The 12,931-nt window shown below is 41.4% G+C and carries 11 protein-coding genes; 1 reads left to right on the top strand and 10 read right to left on the bottom strand.

Going from position 1 to position 12,931, the window contains the following annotated elements; genetic code table 11:
* Positions 1–203 precede the first annotated feature (203 nt).
* The 10 genes from spx to argR all read right to left on the bottom strand — a co-directional run bounded on the left by spx (position 204) and on the right by argR (position 10,991).
* Complete coding sequence (gene spx, locus ACVPON_RS08160) at positions 204–602, bottom strand: transcriptional regulator Spx (RefSeq protein ID WP_462878134.1); 399 nt, start codon at positions 600–602, stop codon at positions 204–206.
* 186 nt (positions 603–788) lie between these two features.
* Positions 789–1,934 carry a recombinase RecA gene (recA, locus tag ACVPON_RS08155; protein ID WP_462878133.1) on the bottom strand — a complete coding sequence of 382 codons (1,146 nt, stop codon included), beginning with the start codon at positions 1,932–1,934 and terminating at the stop codon, positions 789–791.
* Between the two features lie 34 nt (positions 1,935–1,968).
* Positions 1,969–3,171 (bottom strand): competence/damage-inducible protein A, encoded by a 1,203-nt coding sequence (locus tag ACVPON_RS08150; protein ID WP_462878131.1) that lies wholly within the window; start codon positions 3,169–3,171, stop codon positions 1,969–1,971.
* A gap of 90 nt (positions 3,172–3,261) precedes the next feature.
* Positions 3,262–3,825 (bottom strand): DNA-3-methyladenine glycosylase I, encoded by a 564-nt coding sequence (locus tag ACVPON_RS08145; RefSeq protein ID WP_462878129.1) that lies wholly within the window; start codon positions 3,823–3,825, stop codon positions 3,262–3,264.
* Positions 3,826–3,836: 11 nt separating this feature from the next.
* Entirely contained in the window at positions 3,837–4,427 is a 591-nt protein-coding gene (ruvA, locus tag ACVPON_RS08140; RefSeq protein ID WP_462878128.1) for a Holliday junction branch migration protein RuvA, read from the bottom strand.
* Positions 4,428–4,443: 16 nt separating this feature from the next.
* The gene (gene mutL, locus ACVPON_RS08135; RefSeq protein ID WP_462878127.1) at positions 4,444–6,405 is read right to left on the bottom strand and encodes a DNA mismatch repair endonuclease MutL; all 1,962 of its coding nucleotides are present in this window, start codon (positions 6,403–6,405) and stop codon (positions 4,444–4,446) included.
* A 408-nt stretch (positions 6,406–6,813) separates the two neighbouring features.
* The gene (locus ACVPON_RS08130; protein ID WP_462878125.1) at positions 6,814–7,260 is read right to left on the bottom strand and encodes a DUF3021 domain-containing protein; all 447 of its coding nucleotides are present in this window, start codon (positions 7,258–7,260) and stop codon (positions 6,814–6,816) included.
* Positions 7,257–7,700, bottom strand: a complete 444-nt coding sequence (locus ACVPON_RS08125; RefSeq protein WP_462878123.1) for a LytTR family DNA-binding domain-containing protein — start codon at positions 7,698–7,700, stop codon at positions 7,257–7,259. The genes ACVPON_RS08130 and ACVPON_RS08125 overlap by 4 nt, the downstream gene beginning before the upstream one ends.
* A 308-nt stretch (positions 7,701–8,008) precedes the next feature.
* On the bottom strand, positions 8,009–10,540 hold the full coding sequence (gene mutS / locus ACVPON_RS08120; protein WP_462878121.1) for a DNA mismatch repair protein MutS: 2,532 nt from the start codon (positions 10,538–10,540) through the stop codon (positions 8,009–8,011).
* A 10-nt stretch (positions 10,541–10,550) separates the two neighbouring features.
* Positions 10,551–10,991: an arginine repressor gene (gene argR / locus ACVPON_RS08115; RefSeq protein WP_462878119.1), complete on the bottom strand. Its 441-nt coding sequence runs from the start codon at positions 10,989–10,991 to the stop codon at positions 10,551–10,553.
* A gap of 115 nt (positions 10,992–11,106) precedes the next feature.
* Between argR and argS the strand changes: the two genes are divergently transcribed.
* A complete protein-coding gene (argS, locus tag ACVPON_RS08110; protein ID WP_462878117.1) occupies positions 11,107–12,795 on the top strand; it encodes an arginine--tRNA ligase in 1,689 nt (562 codons plus the stop codon).
* Positions 12,796–12,931 lie beyond the last annotated feature (136 nt).

Raw genomic sequence — 12,931 nt, 5'->3', positions numbered from 1 at the left:
GGATACCACTTTTTAGGCACTGGGCGCTATGATAAGATCGCTTACATACCTTTTCTGAAACTATTTCAGTTTCATGCGTTTGGCGTGCCTATATAATAGCCGATTTCACAAACTTTTACACACTCTATTCCATTCTTTTCTGACCCCCTGCAAGTAAGAAAAGTTTGATTCAAAAAATCAAACTTTTCTCTCTAGTATATATCTTATAGGGCCGCACGTAAACGGGCCTGTGCGTTCTCCACATTGCGCACAGAACGAGGTAGAAAAGCACGGATATCGTCTTCTTTGTACCCTACCTGAAGACGCTTTTCATCAATTAAAATAGGACTTTTTAAAATCCGTGGATTTTCCGTAATTAAGTCAATCACTTCGTTGACGCTTAAATCTTCAATGTCACAGTCGAGATTCTTAGCATAACGATTCTTTGAAGATACAATACTTGCAATGCCATTTTCCGTCTTGGTTAGGATATTTAAAATCTCTTCCTTGCTAATTGATTCTTTTCCTAAATTATGTTCATTGTATGATAATTGGTGAGCATTGAGCCAATTCTTAGCTTTTTTACAACTTGTACAACTTGAAACTGTATAAATTTTAATCATGTAGTCTCTCCTTTGCTACATTGTCTTAAACAAATTATACTCCATTATACCATAGAAAGGCTTCAGTCTAAAGACCTATTTTCCATTTTTTACCTCATTATTTCGTAAAAAAGACCAAAAACATTCGTAAATGACATTTTTCTACAAAAAAGAGGGAAGCAAGCAGCTCTCAACCTCTTTTCATTCTTAATCTTCCAATTCAATCCCACCGTCCAAATCAAGAACAACGTCTTGAATATCTGATGGTGCTTCTGGCTTTTCAGTAACCTCAGCCGGTCCTGTATCCTCAATCAAGCCATAGTGAACACGGATTTTACGATCAATTTCTGCAAATACTTCTGGATGGTCCTCCAAGTATTTCTTAGCATTTTCTGAACCTTGTCCAATCTTCTCGTCATTGTAAGAATACCAAGCACCTGCTTTTTTTACAATACCTAAATTGCTACCAATCTCAATCAGTTCACCCGTTTGTGAAATCCCTTTACCGTACATAATTTCCACAATGGCTTCCTTGAAAGGAGGAGCAATCTTATTTTTTACCACTTTGACCTTGGTTTCTTTTCCGACATTTGTGTCTTTTTGGTCACCACTCCCCTTAATTTGAGTATTTCCACGAACGTCCATACGAACGGAAGCATAAAACTTAAGCGCACGTCCGCCAGGAGTTGTTTCTGGATTGCCAAACATCACTCCGACTTTTTCACGTAATTGGTTGATAAAAATGGCGATTGTCTTAGTCTTATTGATGGAAGCAGACAACTTGCGCATTGCTTGGCTCATCATACGGGCCTGTAAACCAACATGGCTATCACCAATTTCGCCGTCAATCTCAGCACGAGGAACAAGGGCTGCAACTGAGTCAATAACCACAAGATCGACCGCACCTGAATCAATCAATTTGCCAGCAATTTCAAGCCCCTGCTCTCCAGAGTCTGGTTGGGATAGAAGTAATTCATCAATATTAACTCCAAGTGCCTGAGCATAAGCTGGATCAAGAGCATGCTCCGCATCAATAAAGGCCGCAATGCCTCCTTCTTTCTGCGCTTGCGCTACTGCATGAAGAGCTACTGTTGTCTTACCTGAACTTTCTGGACCATAAATTTCGATGATTCTTCCTTTCGGATAACCACCAGCCCCTAAGGCAATATCAATAGACAGACTTCCCGAACTCATGACCTGCACTTTTTGTTCAGCACGCTCCCCGAGACGCATGATGGCTCCCTTACCAAAATCCTTCTCAATCGTTTTTAATGCATCATCTAGGGCTTTCTTACGTTCATCCCCAAATTTTTTGGTAATGTCTTCTAATTTTTTACTAGTTTTTTTTGCCAACTTCTTTCTCCTCTATTTCTGATTTCTTAGCTCATTATAGCAAAAATTTATGGTTTAACAAAATATTACGCATAGCATTTAAGGCGTGTAAACAGGCAATTTGACGCATGTCTTGCTCTGTATAACCTCCCAAATCAACTTCTTGAACAATCACCTGACCATTTAAAGAAAGGGCAATAAAGTAGTTCGCCATAACCTGATCCATTTGAGATTCTGGACTAACCTTCCCTAACAGGACTAGACCCAAGCAAGCATCTAAATCCTTACAAATGAAACCTGCCAATTCTTCTGCTCTTATAGCAGTTATGTCCTCTTCATTGACTACCAAGCCACCTTTAAATAAATGACGATTTTGTAAATCAAGTGTCAAACCTGCTTGCAAGGATCCGGCCGTCACATTTTCCACAATCGCAAAACTCACTTTTTGCGCCTCTAATTCACGAGCTACTATTTTCGACAAACTGTTCTCTTCACCATATCCATATAAACATGTAGCGAGAGGTTCTCGAGCTAAGACTGCTCTTTCCAATTGGTCCAATTTCTGATTAGCACTCTCGTCCTCTTCAGCCTTTGTCGATAAACGCAAGGTAACCTCTCCTGTCTTAGCATAGGGAGCTAACGTTGGATCCGTCTGAGATGCGATTAAATCTGCTAAAATTGTCACCAGTTGACTTTCACCAATTCCAAAGAAGCGTAAGACACGGGAATATAGCTTCTCCCTTGAATGAGATAGTAAAGGCTGTAAACTTTCTGTAAACATTGCCTTTAATTCACTAGGTGGGCCAGGTAATACAATATAGGTCACACTATCCTGCTCAATCAGACCTCCTACGGCCAGACCTGCTGGATTATGTAGTGCGATGCTTCCTTCTACCAGCTGGGCTTGTCGTTCATTATTCGGAGTTCGGATCCGTCCCTTTCTGCTTGCGAAAAAGCGGTCTAATTTATCCAAAGTTACCTGATCAAAGACCAAGCCTCTCCCTAAAAACTTAGCCAGCGTTTGCTTGGTCAAATCATCTTCAGTTGGCCCTAAGCCACCGCAGAGAACAACCAGCTCACTGCGCTTACTAGCAATATCTAAGACAGACAAGAGACGTGCTTCATTATCGCCTACTGTGGTATGAAAAAAGACATCAATACCTACTTCAGCAAGTTTTTCTGATAAGAATTGAACATTGGTATTCACAATTTGTCCTGTCAGAATCTCCGTACCAACTGCAATCAGCTCTGCCTTCATATCAACCTCCTTATCTTATTATTCGTAACTTTTTCCTAATGATGACATCCTAGTTTAGCAAAAGGTCTGAATAACTAGGAGGAACTGTTTTTACAGAGTGGCCTTTCGAACATGGCAATCTAGCTCATGATCATTGACTAGACCTGTCGCCTGCATGTAGGAGTAAATACAGACTGGACCTACAAAGTTAAAGCCTCGCTTTTTCAAGTCCTGGGACAATTGCTCGGATAATGCCGTCCTGCTGGGAACCTTCCGATAATCCTTTACAAGGTTGTCAATTGGTGTAAAGTCAACCCAAGACCAGAGATAAGCTACAAAAGTTCCATACTCTTTCTGAATGTTTAAAAAGGCTTGTGCATTCTGCCGAGTAGCAAAGATCTTACCCCTATGGCGGATAATAGCCGGATTTTCTAGTAGCTTTTCTAGCTCACTATCAGTCATTTGTGCGACTTTTGCCACATCATAGTCGTGGAAAACTTGACGAAAGATCTCCCGTTTATGAAGCACTATCTCCCAAGCTAGACCAGCTTGATAACTTTCTAGGCAGAGGAGCTCAAAAAGAAGTCGATCGTCCTTGACAGGTCGCCCCCACTCATCATCATGGTAAGATACATATAAGGGATTATTTTCTTTCACCCAACCACATCGCTTCATTCATTTTCTACCTATTTCATCAACATCTTGAGGGCTGACTTGATATAGTTTTCAGCCGTATCTGTTGTTCCCTCAAAGAATTTCTTAATTTTTTTCAATTCAGCCGGACGGTATCCCAAAGCCTCCATCGCTTCCATCGCTTCATCAAGAGCAATATTGACTGACTCTTCAACTGCCACACTTGGAAGCTCAGTCTGATTGGAGAGAACAAACTTCCCTTCCAAATCCAGTACCATTTGCTGGGCTGTTTTTTTACCAATCTTTGGAAACTTAGTCAAGTACGTAATATTTTTTTGCTCAATTGCCCGTACCAAGCCGTCATTATCATCAACTGCAATAATGGCAAGAGCCGTTGTCGGTCCAATTCCTGAAACAGAAATCAAGCTCAAAAAGACTGATTTTTCTGCCTCCGTTCGAAAACCATACAACAGATGTGCATCGTCTCGAATGACTTGATGGCTGTAAACAGTCACCTGCTGATTCACACTTCCTGAATAAGCATAGGGATTGGCAACTTGCAAGACAAAACCAATTCCCCCTGTCTCAACTACAATATACTTAGCAGTTATTTTGGTTAATATTCCTTTGATATAGTCGTACATATATTCTTTCTTTTACCTAATATTTGCCTAATTCACGCAGACTAGTATGATTTTCCTGAATGCGTCGAAACATTTTTTCCATATCTGACCTTGTAAAATGAACAAGAACTGGTCGCCCGTGTGGACAATTATAGGGATTTTTACAGGTCCCTAATTGCCGTAGCAAATGCCGAGCTGAATAATCATCCAAAGAATGGTTCGCCTTAATTGAGCGTTTACAAGACATCATGATAGCCAGTTCTGCTCGATAACGCTTAATCGATACTTCATCTGTCAATAAGAGCATATCGCACATCTCATAGACAGCTGATTCAATTTCATCTTCTTTCATCCAAATCGGGTGCTCCCGTAAAATGAATTGGTGAACACCATATTCCTCTAGGTTGACACCAACTTGACACAAGTCATCCAATTTTTGCTTGAGGGTCAGGGCATCATTTGCTGGAAAATCAAAGATATAAGGAACCAAGAGTTGCTGGGAAGAATTGTCTACATTTCCAATACTGTCACGGTATTCCTCATACTTGACCCGCTCTTGAGCTGCGTGTTGATCGATGATATAAAGACCTGCCTGTCCTTGAGCAAATAGGTAGGTACCGTGCATTTGTCCGAAATATTCCAATTCAGGAAAGGTTGAGGTTTCTTCGCTTTCTAATTGATCCGCTAATTTTGCCAGTTCTTTTCTTCCAAGGCTTGGATGCTCTTTATCAGCGGTTGCTCTTTCTTCTCGTTGGGCAAATTTAATATTGACTGGTTTGTCAAGTTCGCTGTCAACTGTGTTGTCATCCTTGTCAACTTCATTGTCAAGTCGCTTGACAACTTCAGGCTCCTCCATCTCTTCGGAAATCATTTGAGGTTTGACAAAGAAATCCTGACGAACTGTGTCGTAATACAGATTACTTTCCTTTAAGGGAAGAGTTACTTGCTCAGTCTTGATCTTCGTTCTGGTACTTGATTTAGCAAGATTTTCCAAAGCGTCTGGAATCAGGTCTTGCTCCTTGAGCGCTCCTGCAATCGCCTCACGGATCAGAGCCATCAATTCCTTTTCTTTAGAAATCCTCACCTCCTGCTTGGTCGGATGAACATTAACATCTGCTAAATAAGGATCAATTTGAATCGCAATGACAGCTAGTGGAAAACGGCCGACCATGAGTTTGCTCCCATATCCATCCAAAATAGCACGGTTGAGTAAGAAATTCTTGATATAGCGCCCATTAATAAAAATACTGATATAATTGCGGTTAGCTCGTGTCAATTCTGGCAAAGACACATAACCTGTCACTCGGAAATCCAAGTCCTCTGCTTCAATTTCTATCATTTTTTTAGCCGATGCAATCCCATAAACACCGGAGATTGCCTGACGAAGATTGCCGGTACCCGCTGTCTGAATCAAGTTTCGCCCCTCATTGTTCAAACTAAAAGCAATATCCGGATGGGCTAAACTCAACCGATTGACCACATCCACAATATGGGATAGTTCTGCCTGCTGGCTCTTAACATACTTAAGCCGTGCAGGCGTATTATAGAACAAGTCCTCCACTATCATTCGTGTACCGACAGGGCGGCTCATTATCTCTTCTCTCGTCACTTGTCCTGCTGCTGCTTCAAGCACAAGTCCATGGTCTACTCCTGCTGTCGCAGTCTCAATGCGAATCCGACTAACAGAGGCTATAGAGGGCAGAGCCTCGCCACGAAAACCTAAGGTTCGAATCCGAAATAGGTCTGACTGGCTTTTAATTTTACTGGTTGCATGACGACGAAGGGATAGCGATACCTGATCAGGTGCTATTCCTTCTCCATTGTCGCTAATGTCGATTGTTTTTAATCCTGATTCTTCAATACTGATGCTAATTTGGGTAGAACCTGCATCGATTGAATTTTCTACCAATTCCTTGACCACACTAGCTGGGCGCTCAATGACTTCTCCTGCTGCAATCTGATTGGCTAGGACTTCTGGTAATTCAATAATCGTTGCCATAATTTATTCCTGCCTTTCTAATGCCCCTATTATACTATTATACCATAAAGTCCATCATTTGAATGGATATAAAAAAGCACCCACACGCCGTACGCATGAAGAAAATGTATGTAACGATTTTCTAGCTACATACATTTTTTCAAATTTTTTTCACAAAACGTACACTTTAACAGGGGAAAGCCCTCATTTCCAAAGCTATTATCTCATGTTTTTTACAAAAAACTGACGGCAATATTGAAAATATGATTTCTGAAAGATGAGGTTTTCTTCATGAGTTTGTCGTAGAGCACCCTCCCCCTACTGTGCTCTTTATGGAGCAGCCTTTATAGACTTTTAGTTTATAATACGGTCTAAAAGCTCAGAAAAAAGATAAATTCTTCTAGAAGCACTTGCTTCTGCAAAAAACATTTATTTCTCCAATTTCTGGTTAATCGTTTCTATCTGCTTTCTCATTGATTGGTAATTGATAAAAAAGATAAGGATATAGATGAGAATGAAGATACTCTCAAAGACTAGAATCCAAAAAGGATTAATTGGAAACCACCCTGCCAGCAAAGCCAGAGAAGTAAAGCCAACTGCTGTTAGAAAAAAATGAGTAAGGGTCATCTTCACCAAACTCCAATCTTGCTTAAAGATCCAATCTGCTGCTTGAAATAACAAACCAATCGTAGCCCAAATAAGAACTGATATAAACATATGTTCTACAGGATTAAAGTGATTTAGATAATAGCGTCCCATGGTTGAGGTTGGATTAAAGGGGAGATAGTCTCCTTGCCCAAAACAGATAGACATGACGAGCGAAGTACTTACGCCAATGCTAATACCTAGACTAGCGGAATAAAGATAGCGCTTCATAGATGCAAGACCTCCTTGATCGTTTTAAGATAACGACGTGATGAATAAGTCACATCCTTATTTTTTAAGATAAGTTTGACAAGACCATTTGTCGTTAATTGTAAATGGTCCAATTGGTGTAAATTGATGATTTCCGATTGGGAAATTTGCAGGAAATACTCCGGCAACATCTCTTTGACTTGATATAGTCGCAAAGATGATTGGTAAGAGACACCATGCACTTTGACCTGCAATATACGATTTTCTAGATAGAACCTAGTAATATCGCCCCATTCAAAAAAATAGACCTCCCTCCCCCTTCTCACCTTTAGGTTTGTCGGCTGTTTCTCCCACTGTCTGATATAGGAGACTAAATCTGAGACGGTGGGGGTCATGCTATGTGCTTCAATCGTAACTTGATCTTCTGCAACCTTTGGATCAATCCTTACTCTTACTTTCATAGAAACTCCTTTCTTATCTTTAATTAAACACCCTTTACTAGTGAATTTCAATAGCAATTGCTTATATGGTAAGACCGGTTGTCTATATGGTTGTTTTTCATCTCGAGACACTAATACTCCGTTTATTTCAACAACTCATTTCGTTTAATTTTTTCTTAGGTAGTGTAAAAGAAAGTACCCCCTTTGGAGTCTCATTCCTCATTTTTGACTCTAGGTCTCAAAAAATGCTATAAAAAACCATCCGAATCGTTTTTAAAGTACATTCGGATGGTTCGTGAAACGCTAGGTTTTCGCATACTATTCTACTCTTACAGCAATTTCTTTAATTCTGCTAAGGCATTCATGGCTTCGAGCGGGGTCATGCTATACACATCAAGTGTGGCTAATTGCTCAAGCGCTGGATGTTCCTCCGTAAAGAGATTCAATTGTCCTGTTGTTTCTACCTGATTGACCTTCTCCATTTCCTGTGGGACTTGAACCTGATTTTCTAAAGATTTCAAAATGGTATCTGCACGCTGCAACAGTTCATCAGGCATGCCAGCTATTTTTGCCACATGAATCCCGTAGGACTTGTCTGCTGGTCCTGGTGCAATCTTATGTAAGAAGGTCACCTGACCGTCATTTTCTAATGTCGAAACATGGACATTTTCCAAATGAAGCAAGGTTTCGCTTAAGTCGGTCAATTCATGATAGTGAGTTGCAAAGAGCGTTTTTGCTCCGATACGATCATGGATATATTCGATAATAGACTGAGCCAGTGCCATTCCATCATAGGTCGCAGTACCGCGTCCTAGTTCATCAAAGAGAATCAAGGAACGCTCACTAGCCAACCGAACTGCTTTATTTGCCTCCATCATCTCCACCATAAAGGTAGACTGACCGCTAACCAAATCATCAGCAGCCCCAATCCGCGTAAAGATGGCATCAAAAATCGGCAATGTCGCTTGCTCAGCAGGTATATAAGACCCCATTTGCGCCATGATAATCATCATACCCAACTGACGCATATAAGTGGACTTACCGCTCATATTTGGTCCAGTAATCAGCTGCATATTGGTTGTTTCATCAAGAACAATCGAGTTGGGAATATAGGTCTGCTTGCCCATGACTTTTTCGACGACCGCATGCCGTCCCTGCTCAATGGCTAACTGGTGGCTATCGGTAAAATGAGGACATATATAGCGCTGTTTTTCTGCAACCACAGCAAAGGATTGAAGTACATCAATCGTTGCAATGACCCGAGCCAAACGCTGCAAACGACCGATATACCTTTCAACCTCTTGGCGGATACGCATGAAGATTTCATACTCTAGATGGGCTGATTTATCTCTAGCTTCAAGCATCTGCCCTTCAATTTTAGCTAATTCTTCCGTACCATAGCGCTCTGAATTTTTCAAGGTTGCCTTACGGAAAAAATGCTCTGGAACATTATTTCTATTGGAGTTGGTCACATGGAAATAGTAACCGTCTTTTTTATTATAATCAATTTTCAGATTGTTAATTCCTGAATTTGCTCGCTCCTTAGCTTCTATTTCAGCGATCCAACCTGTCCCTTCTCTCATAACCAAGCGGTACTGATCTAAGGTTGTATCAAAGCCCGTTTTGATAATATCACCGTCTGTAATCGAGCCCTGAGCCTCCGGATCAATTGCTTCACTAATCAGAGCATGGAGTTCTGGAATCGCATCTAGTCCCGCAATCAATGGGGCAAGAGCAGGCTCGTTTATCTGCTCCAAAATAGCCTTAATTGCAGGAACATTCGCCAGTGTCTGCGCCAACTGGAGCAAGTCTTTGGGCAGGGTTTTACCAAAGGAGACACGACTAGCCAAGCGTTCGATGTCATACACCCCTTTTAAGCCCTCAATTAAGTCACTACGCTCAAAGAAATAGTCAAGAAAGACCTGAACGACACGCTGGCGCGATTCAATTTTCGTCCGGTCAATAAGAGGACGGTCAATCCAAGAACGCAACAAGCGTAAACCCATAGCCGTCTTGGTCTCATCAAGAAGCCAATAGAGACTACCATGTTTCTTTCCTGTACGAGCATTCTCTAACAGGTCAAGGCTAGACTTGGTTGCATAATCCATTTGCAAATAGTCCTTAATTTCATAATGTTGAACCTTTTGCAAATGTACCAAATCACGCAACTGTGTCCGCAAGACATAGTTGAGCAGCTTTCCTGCAGCTTTTTTCTCTACTTCAATCAAGGAGAGATCAATCAACTGAACATCATCTGCTACCGTATCCTCATACGATAAGAGAAGATTCATCTGGCTGGTAAGGACCAACTCCTCCTCTTCTGGTAATTGGTAGCCAATGACCAATTCACGCGCCCGTAGATTGCGAATCTCCCCGCACAAGCTCATGAAGTCATCCAAGCTCGTCACAAAGAATTGCCCTGTTGCCACATCCATATAAGCCAAGGCATAGGTTGCCCCCTCGCGCTCGATAGCAACTAAGAAATTGCTTTCTGAGCCAATCTTTGAAGAATCTACAACCGTTCCAGGCGTGATAATTTGTACCACTTCTCGCTTGACAACACCCACCGCTGTCTTGGGGTCTTCTACCTGCTCTGCAACTGCAACCTTATGCCCCAAATCAACCAAGGTATCAATATATTGCTGGGCTGCATGATAAGGGACACCTGCCATCGGAATTGGATTTTCTGCATTGCGATTGCGACTAGTCAAGGCCAATTCCAAAATTTGGGCTGCCTCTACTGCATCATCATAAAATAGTTCATAGAAATCACCCATACGAAATAGTAAAAAAGCATCTGGATAATGAGCTTTTATATCCAGATACTGTTGCATTCCGGGTGAAATTTTTTCTTTTGTCATCTCTCCCCTCTCAATCTAAATAAGAATTTATCTCCGCTTCAACCTGTTTCGCCGCCTCTTCATCGCGACAAATGACGAGCAAGGTATCCGCACCTGCCAAGGTTCCCAAAATAGTCGCAGGTCTTTCAATATCAATGATATTCGCCATTAGGGCCGCCTCTCCCAATTCTGAATGGAGCACTAAGATAAAACTTGCCCGCTCTACCTTATAGGCATACTGAGCCAACAATTGACTAAAAGCTATCCCTGCTTCACTCGTTGGCAAGCTATAATAAGACTGTCCTTTTTCATGCATCTTCACCAGCCCCAATTCCCGCAAGTCTCGTGACAGGGTCGTCTGGGTTACGGAAATTCCATGTCGTTCAAGTCCCTGCTTGATTTCTGCCTGAGTTCGAATCTTTTCTTGACGAATCATCGTTTGAATTAGCTGTTGTCGTTCTGCTTTACTCACTCATCTACCTCTAACTAACTGTATCATTATGAATATTATAACAAATTTTAGCCGTTTTCTCATGCGTAAAAGCAGAAATGTGTTAAAATAGAATGAATAACTCTGGAGGTTTATTATGAATCAAAAAATGCTTGTTGCTGAAAAACTAGCAACGACCATTCCTAGTCTCGACCTAGAAACCATTTATGGACTATTAGAAAAACCTAAATCATCTGAAATGGGCGACATTGCTTTCCCAGCTTTTTCGTTAGCAAAAGTTGAACGCAAAGCGCCTCAAGCTATTGCAGCTGCCATCGCTGAAAAACTAGATACTGATGGATTTGAAAAAGTAGTTGCAACCGGACCTTACGTCAACTTTTTCTTGGATAAGGCTGCCATTTCACACGCAACCTTGACTCAGGTCATCAAAGAAAAAGAGCACTACGGACAACAAGAGCGTGGACATGGAAAAAATATCACGATTGACATGTCTAGCCCAAATATCGCAAAACCTTTCTCCGTTGGTCACTTGCGTTCGACCGTTATTGGAGATGCCCTTGCAAACATCTATGAAAAAATGGGCTATCGGGCACTTCGGATCAACCATTTGGGAGACTGGGGCAAACAGTTTGGTCTCTTAATTGTTGCCTACAAATTATGGGGAGATAAGGCTGCTGTTGAAGCCAATCCAATTTCTGAACTGCTCAAACTCTATGTCCGCATCAATGCTGAAGCTGATGAAAATCCTGAATTGGATGAAGAAGGACGCAAATGGTTTAAGAAATTAGAAGACGGTGACGCAGAAGCTCTTGCGCTCTGGCAATGGTTCCGCGATGAGAGCTTGGTCGAGTTTAACCGTATTTACGATAAGCTACATATTCGCTTTGACCACATCCAAGGAGAGGCTTTCTATAACGATAAAATGAACAAGGGGATTGAGATTCTTAAAGAAAAGGACCTCCTGCAAGAATCAAATGGGGCGATGATTGTCGACCTCGAAGACTACAATCTACCACCGGCCCTCATCATGAAATCAGATGGTGCGACCCTCTATATCACCCGTGATATTGCTACTGCCCTCTACCGCAAAGAACAGTACGACTTTGATAAAAATATTTATGTCGTGGGTCAAGAACAAGCCAACCACTTCAAGCAATTGAAAGCTGTTCTTAAAGAAATGGGACTTAGCTGGAGTGAGGATCTGCTTCATATCAGTTTTGGTCTGGTGACTAAAAATAAGAAAAAATTATCCACTCGTAAAGGAAATATTATCCTCTTAGAACCAACCCTTGATGAAGCTGTTGCCCGTGCCCTATCCCAAATCCAGGAAAAAAATCCCGATTTAGAAAATAGGGAAGCAGTCGCAGAAGCTGTTGGGGTCGGTGCTGTAAAATTCTTTGATCTCAAAACAGATCGCGAAAATGGATATGATTTTGACTTGGAAGCCATGGTATCCTTTGAAGGAGAAACTGGACCTTATGTCCAATATGCTTATGCACGAATCCAGTCTATTCTTCGCAAGGGGAACTTTACCCCTGCAGTTGACAACCACTATCAATTAACCGATGCAGAAAGTTGGGAAATTATCAAACATCTCCAAAACTTCACAACAATCATCGAAAAAGCTGCGGATAAGTACGACCCATCCTTGATTGCAAAATATGCCATCAATCTTGCCCAATCCTTTAACAAATACTATGCGCATACCCGCATCCTTGATGAAAATCCAGAACGTGATAGCCGACTTGCCCTAGCCTATGCAACAGCTATCGTTCTAAAAGAAGCCCTCCGCCTCCTCGGTGTTGAAGCTCCTGAAAAAATGTAAAAACGAAAACTCCTTGAATCTTGGCTCTTTGTCAACTGTAGTGGGTTGATGAAAAGCTAACATCGTGAGAGGACGAACTTCGTTCTCTCTTTCTTTACGTTTAAAGCAATCAAAATGCGTTTTTTAAAGTTTTCAA

It is taken from the genome of Streptococcus sp. 1F3 (assembly GCF_054968985.1).
Note: the sequence above shows the minus strand (reverse complement) of the source record. Positions and strands in the feature narration are given on the sequence as shown.